Annotated in this window: 12 protein-coding genes; 3 read left to right on the top strand and 9 right to left on the bottom strand. The window is 63.7% G+C overall.

Annotated elements, in window-relative coordinates; all coding sequences use genetic code 11:
• Positions 1-96: 96 nt before the first annotated feature.
• Positions 97-1,443: a metalloprotease PmbA gene (gene pmbA / locus LOY34_RS04815; protein WP_195885732.1), complete on the bottom strand. Its 1,347-nt coding sequence runs from the start codon at positions 1,441-1,443 to the stop codon at positions 97-99.
• Between the two features lie 108 nt (positions 1,444-1,551).
• On the opposite strand from pmbA, the gene yjgA reads away from it, so the two are divergent.
• Positions 1,552-2,073: a ribosome biogenesis factor YjgA gene (yjgA, locus tag LOY34_RS04810; RefSeq protein ID WP_045196322.1), complete on the top strand. Its 522-nt coding sequence runs from the start codon at positions 1,552-1,554 to the stop codon at positions 2,071-2,073.
• 42 nt (positions 2,074-2,115) lie between these two features.
• Here yjgA and tldD read toward each other — a convergent pair whose 3' ends face one another.
• The 8 genes from tldD to mreB form a co-directional block, all read right to left on the bottom strand.
• Positions 2,116-3,555: a metalloprotease TldD gene (tldD, locus tag LOY34_RS04805; protein ID WP_093388168.1), complete on the bottom strand. Its 1,440-nt coding sequence runs from the start codon at positions 3,553-3,555 to the stop codon at positions 2,116-2,118.
• Positions 3,556-3,557: 2 nt separating this feature from the next.
• Entirely contained in the window at positions 3,558-4,409 is an 852-nt protein-coding gene (locus LOY34_RS04800; protein WP_195885731.1) for a carbon-nitrogen hydrolase family protein, read from the bottom strand.
• Between the two features lie 8 nt (positions 4,410-4,417).
• Entirely contained in the window at positions 4,418-8,233 is a 3,816-nt protein-coding gene (locus LOY34_RS04795; protein WP_195885730.1) for a YhdP family protein, read from the bottom strand.
• Positions 8,234-8,321: 88 nt separating this feature from the next.
• The gene (gene rng / locus LOY34_RS04790) at positions 8,322-9,779 is read right to left on the bottom strand and encodes a ribonuclease G (RefSeq protein WP_045196314.1); all 1,458 of its coding nucleotides are present in this window, start codon (positions 9,777-9,779) and stop codon (positions 8,322-8,324) included.
• Between the two features lie 80 nt (positions 9,780-9,859).
• Positions 9,860-10,462 (bottom strand): nucleoside triphosphate pyrophosphatase, encoded by a 603-nt coding sequence (locus LOY34_RS04785; protein WP_093388159.1) that lies wholly within the window; start codon positions 10,460-10,462, stop codon positions 9,860-9,862.
• Positions 10,463-10,497: 35 nt separating this feature from the next.
• Positions 10,498-10,986, bottom strand: a complete 489-nt coding sequence (gene mreD / locus LOY34_RS04780) for a rod shape-determining protein MreD (RefSeq protein WP_045196310.1) — start codon at positions 10,984-10,986, stop codon at positions 10,498-10,500.
• On the bottom strand, positions 10,986-12,053 hold the full coding sequence (gene mreC / locus LOY34_RS04775) for a rod shape-determining protein MreC (protein WP_082075424.1): 1,068 nt from the start codon (positions 12,051-12,053) through the stop codon (positions 10,986-10,988). Before mreC ends, mreD begins: the two co-directional genes overlap by 1 nt.
• Before the next feature lie 167 nt (positions 12,054-12,220).
• Positions 12,221-13,258 carry a rod shape-determining protein MreB gene (gene mreB / locus LOY34_RS04770; RefSeq protein ID WP_008371426.1) on the bottom strand — a complete coding sequence of 346 codons (1,038 nt, stop codon included), beginning with the start codon at positions 13,256-13,258 and terminating at the stop codon, positions 12,221-12,223.
• 202 nt (positions 13,259-13,460) lie between these two features.
• Here mreB and gatC point away from each other — a divergent pair, with 202 nt between their 5' ends.
• Positions 13,461-13,748 carry an Asp-tRNA(Asn)/Glu-tRNA(Gln) amidotransferase subunit GatC gene (gene gatC, locus LOY34_RS04765; protein ID WP_045196305.1) on the top strand — a complete coding sequence of 96 codons (288 nt, stop codon included), beginning with the start codon at positions 13,461-13,463 and terminating at the stop codon, positions 13,746-13,748.
• A gap of 16 nt (positions 13,749-13,764) precedes the next feature.
• Positions 13,765-15,216: an Asp-tRNA(Asn)/Glu-tRNA(Gln) amidotransferase subunit GatA gene (gatA, locus tag LOY34_RS04760; protein WP_195885729.1), complete on the top strand. Its 1,452-nt coding sequence runs from the start codon at positions 13,765-13,767 to the stop codon at positions 15,214-15,216.

Here is a 15,216-nt window from a genome sequence, read left to right as displayed (position 1 = left end):
ATTAAGTGATAATCAGAATCAGTTCAACAAAATGAAAAAAGAAAAACAAAAAGCCCGACACATGGCCGGGCTTCGAAGGGGGAGCAACACCGGGCGTTAACTGCCCGCGACGGTCATCCGCTCGATCAGCACCGAGCCTGTGTGAATATTGCTGCGGGTTTCCAGATCATTACCAATCGCGACAATTTGCTCGAACATATCCTTCATATTACCGGCGATCGTCACTTCCTGAACGGCGAACTGAATCTCGCCGTTTTCTACCCAGTAGCCTGCAGCACCGCGCGAGTAGTCGCCGGTGACCATGTTCAGACCATGGCCCATCAGCTCGGTAACCAGCAGCCCACGACCCATGCGCCGCAGCAGGGCAGCCTGGTCTTCGACCCCATGGGTGACGAACAGGTTGTGCACGCCGCCGGCGTTGGCGGTGCTCGGCAAGCCCAGCTTGCGCCCGGAATAGGTACCCAGCACGTAGGACACCAGTTGGCCGTTTTCAACAAATGGCTTGGCATAGGTGGCCAGGCCGTCACCATCGAACGCGGCGCTGCCCAGGGCTCGCTGCAGGTGCGGGCGCTCGTCCAGGGTCAGCCAGGTCGGGAACAGCCGTTGGCCCATGGCACCATCGAGGAACGAAGACTTGCGGTACAGGTTGCCGCCGGAAATCGCCGAAAGGAAGCTGCCGAACAGCCCCCCTGCCAGCTCGGCCGAGAACAGTACCGGCACTTCACAGGTGGGTACCGGACGCGCGCCCAGGCGGCTGGCTGCCCGTTGCGCAGCGCGGATACCGATGCTGCGCGGGTCGGCGAGCAATTCGCCCTGGCGATTGACGTCATACCAGTAGTCGCGCTGCATCTGCCCGTCGGCTTCGGCAATCATCACGCAGCTCAGGCTGTGTCGGGTCGAAGCGTAGCCGCCGATAAAGCCATGGCTGTTGCCATACACGCGACAGCCCTGGTGGGTGTTGAGGGTGGTGCCGTCGGCGTTCTTGATCCGCGCATCGGCATCGAAAGCTGCGGCTTCGCACTCCAGGGCCTTTTCGATGGCCTGCTCAGGGGTGATGTCCCAGGCATGATAGAGGTCGAAATCCGCCTGCTCGCGGGCCATCAGCGCCGGATCGGCAAGCCCGGCGCACTCGTCTTCGGAAGTGTGCTTGGCAATTGCCAGGGCGGCGGCGACGGTTTCCCGGATCGCCTCGCTGCCGCTGGCCGAGGTGCTCGCCGAGCCTTTGCGCTGGCCCACGTACAAGGTGATGCCAAAACCCTGGTCACGGTTGAATTCGACGGTCTCGACTTCACGCTGGCGCACCGAAGTCGACAACCCCTGCTCCAGCGATACCGCCACTTCGCAGGCGCTGGCACCCTGGCGCCGGGCTTCGGCAATGATCTGTTCGACCTGTTCCTGCAACGCCGGCAGGGCCTGCGGACCTACGCTCTGGACTGCACTCATGGTTTTCTCCACTCAAATTCTGCGTTCGGCGCGGGTCAATCTACGACCGGACCGGACAAGCGGCCCCCGACTGGTTATCATGGCGGCGATTCTCAGCGGACTGCCCCCATGGTTGATTCTTACGACACCGCCTTTGACGGCGAAAAAAGCAAAACCCAGGTCAAGCGCGAAATGCAGGCGCTGGTCGAGATGGGCGAGCGCCTTACCTTGCTCAAGCCCGATACCCTGGCCAAACTGCCGTTGACCGACGAGTTGCGCGCGGCCCTGGAAGAGCACAAGCGGCACACCGCGAACGAGGCCAAACGGCGTCACAAGTCGTTCATCGGCAAGCTGATGCGCGACCAGGACATCGACGCGATCAATGCCCTGCTTGACCAGCTCGACGCCTCCTCGCGCCAATACAACGAGCGCTTCCACAACCTTGAACGCTGGCGTGACCGGCTGATCGATGGTACCGACGAGGTCCTGGAGAAGTTCGTCCAGGAATACCCCGATGCCGATCGCCAGCAACTGCGCTCGCTGATCCGCCAGGCCCAGCACGAGCTGGCGCGCAACAAGCCGCCAAGCGCGAGCCGCAAGATCTTCAAGTACATCCGCGAACTCGACGAGGTCCAACGCGGCCTGCGTTGAACCCCGCACACGGGCAGGCGCCCTGCCTGCCCGGTTTCATCTTCATGCGCCGGTGCCACCGACGGTGATCGCATCGATCTTCAGGGTCGGCTGGCCAACGCCCACCGGCACCGACTGACCATCCTTGCCGCATGTACCGACACCGCTGTCCAGCGACAGGTCGTTGCCGACCATCGATACCCGGCTCATGGCTTCCGGCCCGTTGCCGATCAGGGTTGCGCCTTTGACCGGCGCGGTAATCTTGCCGTCTTCGATCAGGTACGCCTCACTGGTGGAGAACACGAATTTGCCGCTGGTGATGTCCACCTGGCCACCGCCGAGGTTGGCGCAATAAATACCCCTTTTCACCGAGGCAATGATTTCAGCCGGGTCGCTTTCGCCGGCACGCATGTAGGTGTTGGTCATGCGCGGCATCGGCAGGTGCGCATAGGATTCGCGGCGGCCGTTGCCGGTGCGGGCCATGCCCATCAGGCGGGCGTTGAGCTTGTCCTGCATGTAGCCCTTGAGGATGCCGTTCTCGATCAGCGTGGTGCACTCGGTCGGGGTACCTTCGTCATCGACGCTCAGTGATCCGCGACGACCTTCCAGGGTGCCGTCATCGACAATGGTGCACAGGCTCGAAGCCACCTTCTCGCCCATGTGGCCGCTGTAGGCCGAACTGCCCTTGCGGTTGAAATCACCCTCCAGGCCATGACCGACCGCTTCGTGCAGCAATACGCCCGACCAGCCGGAGCCGAGCACCACCGGCAGGGTACCGGCCGGCGCCGGGATGGCTTCGAGGTTGACCAGCGCCTGGCGCAGGGCCTCACGGGCATAGCCCATGACCCGTTCGTCGGTGAAATAGCGGTAGTCGGTACGCCCGCCGCCACCGTGACCGCCGCGCTCGCGACGGCCGTTCTGCTCGACGATGACACTGACGTTGAAACGCACCAGCGGGCGAATGTCGGCGGCCAGGCTGCCATCGGCGGCGGCGACCAGGATGCGCTCCCAGACCCCGGCCATGCTCACGGTGACTTGCTGGATACGCGGATCGAGCTTGCGCGTGGCGGCGTCGACACGCTTGAGCAGCTCGACCTTGTCGGCGCGGCTGATGACCTCAAGCGGATTGTCGGTGCCATAAAGCTGGGTAACGTCCTGGCTGTTGAACGCCTGCACGCTGCCGTTCTGCCCGGCACGGGAAATCGAGCGCGCCGCACGGGCCGCCGAAGTCAGGGCTTCGAGGTTAATGGCGTTGCTGTAGGCAAAACCGGTCTTCTCGCCGGACTGGGCACGTACGCCCACGCCCTGGTCGAGGTTGAAACTGCCTTCTTTGACGATGCCGTCTTCCAGCGCCCAGGATTCGGAAATCTGCCCCTGGAAGTACAGGTCGGCGGCATCGATGCCTGGCCCGGCCAGCTCGCCCAGCACTGACTGCAGGCTGTCGAGGGTCAGGCCGCCCGGCGCCAGCAGGTGTTCGCTGACAGTGGATAACATCTCGCTCATAGTCACTCCGAGGTGTGCGCAGGCCGCAAGGCGTCCTGCGAGAAAAAGCGCCGGTGCAAGGTCACCGGCATCCGCGCCCGGATGGACGCCTGTTCGCTGCTGTCACGTTCGCCCAGCAGCACGGCTTCGCCGCTGGCCTGTTCGGCGACGATGCGCCCCCAGGGGTCGACGATCGCCGCATGGCCATAGGTTTCCCGGGGCCCCGGGTGAGTTCCGCCCTGAGCCGCGGCCAGGACATAACACTGGGTTTCAATCGCCCGCGCGCGAATCAACACTTCCCAGTGCGCGGCACCGGTCACGGCGGTGAAGGCCGACGGCGCACTGATCAGCTCAGCCCCGGCTTCGCGCAGCGCGCTGTACAGCTCGGGGAAGCGCAGGTCATAGCAGACGCTCAGGCCCAGGCGCCCGACCGGGGTATCGGCGACCACTACCTGGCCGCCATGGGCGTAGTCATCGGATTCGCGATAGCGGCCACGGTTATCGGCGACATCGACATCGAACAGGTGCAGCTTGTCGTAGCGCGCCACCTGCTCACCGTGCTCATCGATCAGCAACGAGCAGGCATGGGCCTTGGCTTCGGCCTGGCCGACCGGCGGCAGCGGCAAGGTCCCGGCCACTATCCATAACTTGAGGTCGCGGGCGGTCTGTTTCAACCAGGGCAGGATCGGGCCTTCGCCCAGGGCTTCGGCGCGGCCGATTGCGGCGCTGTCGCGCCGGCCCATGGCAGCGAAGTTCTCCGGCAGCACGGCAAGCCGTGCACCGCCTGCGGCTGCCTGCTCAACCAGTTGCCGGGCGCGCACCAGGTTGGCCAGAACGTCGCTCTGGCTGACCATCTGGATAACCGCTGACTTCATCCCGGCTCCTAGCGTGATTTTTCGAAAGGTTTGATAAAGCTTATCTTAGGCTCTTTCCACGGACCCTCGACGCGATAATGCACGCTGGCGTAGCGCGCCACCCGGTCACCGAGCAGGCGATCAACCAGGAACAGCGCCCCGCCGATGGCCGGCGCACCGACGATCAGCGCGGCAATCGGCAGGTTGTTGGTCACCGGCAGGGTCACCAGCAGGTTGGCGTCGACCCGGTCACGGACCATATCCAGGGTGCCGTCCAGCTCAAGGTTGCTGGAGGGGCCGGTGACGGTGATCGGTTCGCGGGTCACATACACCCCTTCACTGGCCACCAGCAGGCCTTTGACCCGGTCGTAGCTCAGGCCCTTGTCGAGCAAGTCGGAGAAGTCCAGACGCAGGCGCCGGCCAATCGAGTTGAAGTTGAGCAGGCCGAACACGCGCAGGGCCTGGGCGCCACCTTCGACTTCGACGAACTGACCTTTGCGCAAGGCGGCATCGAGGCTGCCGGAGAAGCGCTTGAGGCCGACCCAGGCTGGCGAGCCGGGCCAGCGGCCGTCGACATCCAGGCGAAAGTCCCGGCTGGTGACGGTCGGCGCAAAGTTGAAAGCCTTGAGGATGTCCGCCAGGTTCTTGCCTTCCAGACGGCCCTTGTACCAACTGCTGCTCGCCCCTGGCGCCCCTTCCCAACCGCCATTGCCGTCGATCTGCAGGCCTTTGACACTGACATCGAGGTCATTGAGGGCGATGCCCTTGGCAGTCGGACGAACTTTGACCGCCCAACTGCCGAGCAGGTCATCGCCACGGAACAGCTTGTCGATGGAAAGATCAACGGCCGGAATCTTGCGCGGATCAATACTGGCCATCGGGTCCGGGCCGTCATCGGAAGACGCTTCGGCGGGGTCCGCGGCCGGCAGGTGAATGGTCTGCAGGTTGATCACCATTGGCGCGCCCTTGGCATCCGGGATCCGCGCGTTACCGATGACTTCCTTGCTGTCCAGGCGCACGACCCAGAGGTTGCCACCGCGATCGACACGCACCACCGCCTGCGCCAGGTTCAGGCCAAAGCCCTTGAGCTGGCCAATACTCAGGTCGACGCCACGCAGCGTCTGCTTGGCACTGCCACCCGGGTCGTTGCCGGCAAAGCGCTCGAACTGCTTCTGCCAGGGCTCCAGGTCCAGCTCGGCCAGGCGACCGCGCACACGCAGGCCCTGGCCAGGCGGCAACTGTGCCGTACCGGCGCCGAACAGCAATTCACCACGGCCCTGGTCGAGCTTGTCCATCGGCGCGGCGTAGATGGCCTTGGCAACGTCGGCGTAAGTGACATTAAAGCGCCGCTCCGGCCCCTGCAGGCCCATGCTGAACTGGCTGTTACGGGTCTCGTTGGCAGCCTTGCCGAACGGCGCGGGCAAATCCACCGCCAGGCCCTTGAGGCTGGAATCGACAGTCAAGGTGTTGTCGCGGCTGCCCAGGCTGACCTGCAACTGGTAAGGCAGCTCCCCGGAAAGCGGCAGGGCCTGCTTGACCTGCAGCCAGTCGGTCAGCGACTTGAGCGGCATCTGCCCCTTGGCGTTGATGCGGGTCTGCATCTGCCCGGGCTTGCCTTCGGCAAAGATCTGCGCGGTGATCGGCTTGTCAAAGGCTCGGGCACTGATGTTCTCGCCGCTCAGGCCCTTGTCGAAGTCAAAGCGCAAGTCACCCTTGAGCTGATGGAGCTCCAGGGCAGGTGAAGCGATCTTCAGCCGTGCATCGCGAACATTGAAGTCAACGACCACCTTGGGCTGCTGACCTTTGGCCAGGGGGATATCCAGCTTGAGCTTGCCCTTAAGGTCGCCCTCGCCCTCCCAGCCAGCGAACATCGGCCCGGTACCAATCGGCGCGTCCTGAAGAATCTTCACCCCATCGCCGAGCCCGCCGTCAAATTCGCCGTCCAGGTACAGGTGATTGTGTTCACCGGCGCCAACATGGGGAATGTTGACCTCGACGTTGCGTACCTGGGTATTGAGCAACTGCCCGCTTTGCGCCTTGATACGCACGCCATCGTCGTCGATGAACACGTCACCGGCGACTTTCTGCACCTGAGGCCAGCCGGGCTGAAAATCCAGGGCGGCGTCATGGACTTTGAAGAACAGGCTGATACTGCGGGCCTGCTCCGAGGCGCCGTGGTTGAGCGAGCCCTGGTACTGGAAGTAACCCTCATCGACCGCGCCCTTGAGGATCGCCGTGCGCAGCCATTCATCCAGCGCCGGGCTTAGTACTTCGGGCAGGTACTTGGCGGTGTAGCGGCCATCGCCGTCGACCAGGCCGACGCGCAGGTCCATGTAGTCTTCACGGGTTTCATCGAACAGCAGGCGAATGAGGAAGTCGCCGGCAATCTTGCCCTCCTCGCCCAGGACCTTCAGGTACGGCGCGATCAGGGTGAAGCCTTCCTGGTCCAGGCGCCAGGTCAGGCGTGCGTTGGCTTTCTGGTAATGCCAGGGTTTCTCGAAGATCGGGTACAGGTGCAGCATGAAGGCATCGGTATCCAGGCGCAGTTCGCCCTGGCCGAGGTCACCGCTGATACTGCCGCTGACATTACCGGCAGCCGGTGCACCGTGATAGGCGTCAAAGCCAACCCGCTCAAGGTTGGCAGCAAAACTCAGGCGCTGGTCGCCGGTGGCTTTAGGCCGCACATCCAGGCGCACGTTACGCAAGGCCCCGGTGACCTTGAGGCCATCGACCACGGCCATGAGTTTTTCCGGCAGCGGCGCCAGGGCGTCGATCAGCGGCGTAACCGGGGTCAGGTCGAGACGGTCGGCCTGGATCGCCCAGGTTTCCTCGCTCGACTCGGTCGCGGCCGTCTGCTTGAGCTGCACATGGGATTCCCAGCGGGTCTTGCCCAGGCTCATGGCCAGCGAGTCGACCAGCACCTCCAGGCCCTTGTTGCCGCGCTGGAACCAGGCATTGAGGGCCAGGTTGTCGATCTGCACGGGCTTGCGTTCGGCATGATTGCCGCGCAGCTCTGGCGCATTCAGGCGCACCACAGCGCTTTGCAACTGGCCCTTGCCCCAGTTCAGCCACAGCTCGCCACCGGCGCGCAGCTCAGTGGCCTGCCACTGGCCCAGCAGGCGTGGCGGCAGCCAGCGCGCCCAGTCGCTTTGCGGCAGGCTCAGGTAGGCATCGATCTCACCGTCGCGCCACTGGCTGGGGCGAATCCGGCTGCGCAGGCTCAACGCCAGTGGCTGGCCATCGGGCAGGGTCAGCCGCGCGTCCAGGCGCTGGCGCACACTGCCGGTCTGCAGGCCGAGGCTGACGTAGGTGAGGGTCATGGGTTCGCGCTGGAACGGCTCCAGAGTCACCTGGCTGTCGACCACGGTGACTTTCGACACCACCTGGATCTGCTTGAGCAGTTGCTCGGGGTCGAGTGGCTTATCGTCTTTTTTCGGCAGGCCTTCCAGGGCCCAGGCGCCGTTCTGGTCCTCGCGCAGGCTCAGTTGCAGGCCGCCAACTTCGAGGTTGGCCAGGCGCACCTGGCGCTCGACCAGGCTGACCCACAGGTCCGGCACCAGCCTGACGCCGTCCAGGCGCAGGGCACTGGGCCCTTCGCCGACCTGGATATCGCGTACCCGCACGATCGGCGCCAGGCCGCTCCAGTGCCCTTCCAGGGCACCGATATGCACCGGCAGGCCCAGGGCTTGCTCGGCCTTGTCCTCGACCTCGGCACGGTACTCGGCCACCAGCGGGATGAACTGCCGGCCGAGACTGACATAAAGCGCCACCAACACCGCCAGCAAGGCACTGATGCCCAACCCCCAGCGGGTCAAGGCGCCGAGAACGCGCATCAGTCGTTCCATGCCTGTGGCCCTCCAGATCGTGCCTTAACTATGGCCGCAACCCGGCGGTTTGCCAGCCGGCGCACTGCGCAATGTTGTTCAGACCGAGTCAGAGGAGCACCACATCATATTGTTCCTGGGAATACATGGACTCGACCTGGAAGCGAATGGTTCGACCAATGAAGGCTTCAAGTTCGGCAACGTTACCCGATTCTTCATCCAGCAGGCGGTCGACCACTTTCTGGTTGGCCAGCACCCGGTAGCCTTCAGCCTGGTAGGCGCGGGCTTCGCGGAGGATCTCGCGGAAAATTTCGTAACAGACGGTCTCGGGGGTTTTCAGCTTGCCCCGGCCCTGGCAGCAATAGCAGGGCTCACAGAGTACCTGCTCGAGGCTTTCGCGGGTGCGCTTGCGGGTCATCTGCACCAGGCCCAGCTCGGTGATGCCGATGATGTTGGTCTTGGCGTGGTCGCGCTCCAGCTGTTTTTCCAGGGTCCGCAGCACCTGGCGCTGGTGCTCTTCATCTTCCATGTCGATGAAGTCGATGATGATGATCCCGCCGATATTGCGCAGGCGCAGTTGCCGGGCAATGGCGGTGGCCGCCTCGAGGTTGGTTTTGAAGATGGTCTCTTCAAGGTTGCGGTGGCCGACAAAAGCCCCGGTATTGACGTCGATGGTGGTCATCGCCTCGGCCGGGTCGACTACCAGGTAACCGCCGGATTTGAGCGGCACCTTGCGGTCCAGGGCGCGCTGGATCTCGTCTTCGACGCCGTAGAGGTCGAAGATCGGTCGCTCGCCCGGGTAGTGTTCCAGACGATCGGCGATTTCCGGCATCAATTCGGCGACAAACTGCGTGGTTTTCTGAAATGTTTCCCGCGAATCGATGCGGATCTTCTCGATTTTCGGGTTAACCAGATCGCGCAGAGTGCGCAGGGCCAGGCCGAGGTCTTCGTAGATTTCGGTCGGCGCGCCGACGGTCTTGATCTGCGCGCCGATCTGCTCCCAGAGCCTGCGCAGGTAGCGGATGTCCATGAGGATTTCATCGGCCCCGGCGCCTTCGGCGGCGGTACGCAGGATGAAACCACCGGCATCCTGGATATTTTCCTGGGCGATGCAGTCAGTCACCACCTGCTTGAGGCGCTCGCGTTCGGCTTCGTCTTCGATCTTCAGCGAAATACCGACATGACTGGTGCGCGGCATGTACACCAGGTACCGCGACGGGATCGACAGCTGGGTGGTAAGGCGCGCGCCCTTGGAGCCGATCGGGTCCTTGGTCACCTGCACCACCAGGCTCTGGCCTTCGTGCACCAGGGCGCTGATGCTCTCGACCGACGAGCCTTCGCGCAGGGAGATTTCCGAGGCGTGGATGAACGCCGCACGGTCCAGGCCGATGTCGACGAAGGCCGCCTGCATGCCCGGCAGTACCCGCACCACCTTGCCTTTGTAGATGTTGCCGACGATGCCACGGCGCTGGGTGCGCTCGACATGCACCTCCTGCAGTACACCGTTCTCCACCACCGCCACGCGTGATTCCATCGGTGTGATGTTGATCAGAATCTCTTCACTCATGGCAGGCTCTCGTCAAAGGACTTCAGTAATCATGGATCGCTCGCGGGCGACTGGCTAGGGCAGTTCTGGCTAATCCTCGCTCAACAGGCCGGCAGACGCTGCCAGCAGGGGATGGCGAATTGACCGAGCAGTTCGGCGGTTTCGTTCAAGGGCAGGCCGACCACGGCCGAATAGCTGCCTTCAAGGCGCTGGACGAATACCGCCCCCAGGCCCTGAATGGCGTAGCTTCCGGCCTTGTCGGCAGGTTCGCCGCTGGCCCAATAGGCCTCGGCTTCCTCGGCACTGATGGGGCGAAACCGCACACGGCTTGTGACATTGACGCTCAGGCAACGCTGATGATCGGCCACGGCCACCGCCGTCATTACCTGGTGCTCGTGCCCGGACAGGGCTGCCAGCATGGCCAGGGCATCTTCGCGGTTTTGCGGTTTTCCGAGAATTCGACCTTCGAGCACCACGGCGGTATCGGCGCCCAGCACTGCTACCGGGCCCTCGCTACCTTCGGGTAGTGACGCAAGGCCAGCGCACGCTTTCTCCCGCGCCAGACGCTCGACGTAAGCTGCTGCAGCCTCTGCGGGCAGCGGCGTCTCGTCGATCGCGGCACTGAGCGAAGTAAAGGGAACACCGATCTGGGTCAGCAACTCACGGCGGCGTGGCGAGCCAGAGGCCAGGTACAGCAGGGTCATCTTGACGTCTCCCTGTCAGCGTTGAATGTGAGTGCTCAGTTGATGCTCAGGCGTCGGCGCAGACCACGCAGGCCATAGCTGATCCACGGCCAGAGCAAGGCGCTGATGACCGCCGACCAGATCAGCGCCAGGGTCGGCAAGCGGTTGCCGGTCAGGGCGCTGAGCCACAGCTGGATCAACTGGGCCAGGCCGAAAATCACCAGGATCACCAGGCTCTGCTGCCACATCGGGAACATCCGCAGGCGCTGTTGCAACGACAGCACCAGGAAAGTGATCAGGGTCAGCACCAGGGCGTTCTGCCCCAGCAAGGTGCCATACAGCACATCCTCAGCCAGGCCGAGGACGAATGCAGTGGTCATCCCGACCCGGTGCGGCACGGCCAGGGTCCAGAAGGCCAGCAACAGGGCCAGCCACATCGGCCGGAACACTTCGGCGAACTGCGGCATGGGCGACACGCTGAGCAGCATGCCGATCAGAAAGCTCAGCCAGATGACCCAGCCATTACGGCTGCGGGTGCTTACCATCAGTGTCTCTCCCGGGAAATGACTGGCGCGCCGGGTACCGCAGCAGGGGCTGCGGGGGCTGCCGTGGCGGGCGGATGGGCACTGGTTGCCGGTGCGGCTGGCGTCGTGGCAGCCGGCGCCGGGGTGGCCGCAGCCGGTGCAGCCGGGGCGCTGCCAGGCGCAGGCGCGGCCGCCGAAGCGGGCAGGCCCTGGCGATCAGCCTCTTCCTGGGCAATCGCGGCATCGCTGGCACGTTGCTCGGGCGAGCGGCTATCGGTGAACACCAGCAGCAAGTAACGGCTGCGGTTGAGCGCAGCGGTCGGAATCGCCCGGACAATGGCAAACGGCTGGCCTGAGTCGTGGATCACTTCCTTGACCGTGGCCACCGGGTAACCGGCCGGGAAGCGCTGGCCGAGGCCGGAGCTGACCAGCAGGTCGCCTTCCTTGATGTCGGCGGTGTCGGCTACATGGCGCAGTTCGAGGCGCTCGGGGTTGCCGGTACCGCTGGCAATTGCCCGCAAACCGTTGCGGTTGACCTGCACCGGAATGCTGTGAGTGGTGTCGGTCAGCAGCAGTACCCGCGAGGTGTAGGGCATCAGTTCGACCACCTGGCCCATCAGGCCACGCGCGTCGAGCACCGGCTGACCGAGGACCACGCCATCGCGCTCGCCCTTGTTGATCAGGATCCGGTGAGTGAAAGGATTGGGATCGACGCCGATCAGCTCAGCAACTTCGACCTTCTCGTTGACCAGCGCCGAGGAGTTGAGCAACTCGCGCAGACGCACGTTCTGCTCGGTCAGGGCCGCCAGCTTCTGCAGGCGACCTTGCAGGAGCAAGGCTTCGGTCTTGAGTTTTTCGTTTTCAGCGGCGAGTTCGGTACGGCTGCCAAACTGGCTGGCAACCCCCTGCCACACGCGCTGGGGCAGATCGGTAACCAGGTAGGACGGCATCAGCACCAGGCCCATCTGGCTACGCATTGGCTTGAGCAGGGTGAAGCGCGCGTCGACCACCATCAGGGTGATCGACAGCACAACCAGCACGAGCAGGCGTACGCCCAGCGAAGGGCCCTTGGCGAAAAGCGGTTTAATGGGCCGCTCCTCGTGGACGACGATTCAAGAGGTCATTCATACGGCAACGCACCGGCCTGCTTGCGGATTGACGGAAAACGACGCCCACACGGACGTCAGCCCAGCACATACAGGTAGCACTGTGGGCACTACCTGTAAACCGGGCGGCGTGAACTGCGGGCTCCGGCTTATTCGCTGGAGAGCAGGTCCATGGTGTGTTTGTCCATCATTTCCAGGGCACGGCCACCACCGCGAGCTACGCAGGTCAGCGGGTCTTCGGCGACGATTACCGGCAGGCCGGTTTCCTGTGCCAGCAGCTTGTCGAGGTCGCGCAGCAGGGCGCCACCACCGGTCAGCACCAGGCCACGCTCGGCGATGTCCGAAGCCAGCTCCGGCGGCGATTGCTCCAGCGCACTCTTGACCGCCTGGACGATGGTCGCCAGGGATTCCTGCAACGCTTCCAGCACTTCGTTGGAGTTCAGGGTGAAGGCACGTGGCACGCCCTCGGCCAGGTTGCGGCCGCGGACATCGACTTCACGAACTTCGCCACCCGGATAGGCGGTACCGATTTCCTGCTTGATGCGCTCGGCGGTGGACTCACCGATCAGGCTGCCGTAGTTGCGGCGCACGTAGGTGACGATGGCTTCGTCGAAACGGTCGCCACCGACCCGTACGGATTCGGCGTAAACCACACCGTTCAAGGAGATCAGCGCGATTTCAGTGGTACCACCACCGATATCGACGACCATCGAACCGCGGGCTTCCTCGACCGGCAGGCCGGCACCGATGGCGGCGGCCATTGGCTCTTCGATCAGGAACACTTCACGGGCACCGGCGCCCAGCGCCGACTCACGAATGGCCCGGCGCTCGACCTGGGTCGATTTGCACGGCACGCAGATCAGTACCCGCGGGCTTGGCTGCAGGAAGCTGTTTTCGTGAACCTTGTTGATGAAGTACTGCAGCATTTTTTCGCAAACGCTGAAATCGGCGATCACGCCGTCTTTCATCGGACGAATGGCAGCAATGTTGCCAGGCGTACGGCCCAGCATGCGCTTTGCCTCGGTACCGACAGCGACGACACTTTTCTGGTTGCCGTGAGTACGAATGGCCACAACCGATGGCTCATTCAGGACGATACCGCGCTCACGCACGTAAATAAGGGTGTTGGCAGTGCCCAGGTCGATGGAAAGATCGCTGGAAAACATGCCACGCAGTTTCTTGAACATGGGAAAGTGACCCTAGGCAACGCGTGGGTAAAAAAGTGCGGCAAACTCTAACAACGGCGGGGATTTTGGGCAAGGCACCAATATGTTAAATTGGCGGTTTTTCCGAGCAAGCCTGCACATGATCGCGGCCTTATGACCGTAATACTGCCAGCATGTTCCTCATCGCGGAGCAAATCCGTTTCTGTTTTCCCAGGAGATCCCCATGGCGCTTGAACGCTGCGACGTGGAAAAGATCGCTCATCTGGCCCGACTGGGCCTGAATGAAGCCGATCTGCCACGCACTACCGATGCCCTGAACAGTATTCTGGGACTGGTCGACCAGATGCAAGCGGTCGACACCACTGGCATCGAGCCACTGGCCCACCCTCTGGAAGCCACTCAGCGTCTGCGCGCCGACGTGGTAACAGAAAGTAACCATCGCGACAGCTACCAGGCCATCGCCCCGGCGACGGAAAACGGCCTGTACCTGGTTCCGAAAGTCATCGAGTAAGGGAATAGAGCCTGCCATGCATCAACTGACCCTGGCCGAGATCGCCCGCGGACTCGCCGACAAGAAGTTTTCTTCCGAAGAGCTGACCCGCGCCCTGTTGGCGCGCATCAACCAGCTCGACCCGCAAATCAACAGCTTCATCAGCGTCACCGAAGACCTGGCCATCAGCCAGGCCCGGGCCGCCGACGCCCGCCGCGCCGCCGGCGAGAGCGGCGCCCTGCTCGGTGCACCGATCGGCCACAAGGACCTGTTCTGCACCCAGGGCATCCGCACCAGTTGCGGCTCGAAGATGCTCGACAACTTCAAGGCGCCGTACGACGCCACCGTGGTCAGCAAGCTGGCCGAAGCTGGCGCCGTGACCCTGGGCAAGACCAACATGGACGAATTCGCCATGGGTTCGGCCAACGAGAGCAGCTACTACGGTGCGGTGAAAAACCCGTGGAACCTCGAGCACGTGCCGGGCGGTTCGTCCGGTGGCTCGGCGGCCGCGGTTGCCGCGCGCCTGTTGCCTGGCGCCACCGCTACCGACACCGGTGGTTCGATCCGACAGCCGGCAGCGCTGACCAGCCTGACCGGGCTGAAACCGACCTACGGTCGGGTTTCGCGCTGGGGCATGATTGCCTACGCCTCGAGTCTCGACCAGGCCGGCCCGCTGGCCCGCACTGCCGAAGACTGCGCGCTGCTGCTGCAAGGCATGGCCGGTTTCGACGCCAAGGACTCCACCAGCATCGACGAACCGGTGCCGGACTACAGCGCCAGCCTCAACGCCTCGCTCCAGGGCCTGCGCATCGGCCTGCCGAAGGAATACTTCGGCGCCGGCCTCGACCCGCGCATCGCCGACCTGGTCCAGGCCAGCGTCAAGGAGCTGGAAAAGCTCGGCGCGGTGGTCAAGGAAATCAGCCTGCCGAACATGCAGCACGCCATCCCGGCCTACTACGTGATCGCCCCGGCGGAGGCCTCGTCCAACCTGTCGCGTTTCGACGGTGTACGTTTCGGCTACCGCTGCGAGAGCCCGGTCGACCTCACCGACCTGTACAAGCGCTCCCGTGGCGAAGGTTTCGGCCCTGAAGTACAGCGCCGGATCATGGTCGGGGCCTACGCCCTGTCGGCCGGTTACTACGATGCCTACTACCTCCAGGCACAGAAAATCCGCCGTCTGATCAAGAACGATTTCATGGCGGCCTTCAACGACGTCGACGTGATCCTCGGCCCGACCACGCCAAACCTGGCCTGGAAGATCGGCGCCAAGAACAACGACCCGGTCGCCGAGTACCTGGAAGACGTCTACACCATCACCGCCAACCTCGCCGGCCTGCCAGGCCTGTCGATGCCGGCCGGTTTCGTCGATGGTCTGCCGGTTGGCGTGCAGCTGCTGGCACCGTATTTCCACGAAGGCCGCCTGCTCAACGTCGCGCACCGCTACCAGCAAGTGACTGACTGGCACACTCGCGCACCTAACGGCTTCTGA

Source organism: Pseudomonas sp. B21-009 (assembly GCF_024749345.1).
Lineage (GTDB): Bacteria > Pseudomonadota > Gammaproteobacteria > Pseudomonadales > Pseudomonadaceae > Aquipseudomonas.
The sequence above is the reverse complement of the archived record's forward strand: the minus strand, read 5'-3'. Positions and strand labels throughout refer to the sequence as shown.

Bases quoted from the DNA above. Each gene is read 5' to 3' on its own strand.
- pmbA (WP_195885732.1), bottom strand. From the start codon at position 1,443: ATGAGTGCAGTCCAGAGCGTAGGTCCGCAGGCCCTGCCGGCGTTGCAG.
- yjgA (WP_045196322.1), top strand. From the start codon at position 1,552: ATGGTTGATTCTTACGACACCGCCTTTGACGGCGAAAAAAGCAAAACC.
- tldD (WP_093388168.1), bottom strand. From the start codon at position 3,555: ATGAGCGAGATGTTATCCACTGTCAGCGAACACCTGCTGGCGCCGGGC.
- LOY34_RS04800 (WP_195885731.1), bottom strand. From the start codon at position 4,409: ATGAAGTCAGCGGTTATCCAGATGGTCAGCCAGAGCGACGTTCTGGCC.
- LOY34_RS04795 (WP_195885730.1), bottom strand. From the start codon at position 8,233: ATGGAACGACTGATGCGCGTTCTCGGCGCCTTGACCCGCTGGGGGTTG.
- rng (WP_045196314.1), bottom strand. From the start codon at position 9,779: ATGAGTGAAGAGATTCTGATCAACATCACACCGATGGAATCACGCGTG.
- LOY34_RS04785 (WP_093388159.1), bottom strand. From the start codon at position 10,462: ATGACCCTGCTGTACCTGGCCTCTGGCTCGCCACGCCGCCGTGAGTTG.
- mreD (WP_045196310.1), bottom strand. From the start codon at position 10,986: ATGGTAAGCACCCGCAGCCGTAATGGCTGGGTCATCTGGCTGAGCTTT.
- mreB (WP_008371426.1), bottom strand. From the start codon at position 13,258: ATGTTCAAGAAACTGCGTGGCATGTTTTCCAGCGATCTTTCCATCGAC.
- gatC (WP_045196305.1), top strand. From the start codon at position 13,461: ATGGCGCTTGAACGCTGCGACGTGGAAAAGATCGCTCATCTGGCCCGA.
- gatA (WP_195885729.1), top strand. From the start codon at position 13,765: ATGCATCAACTGACCCTGGCCGAGATCGCCCGCGGACTCGCCGACAAG.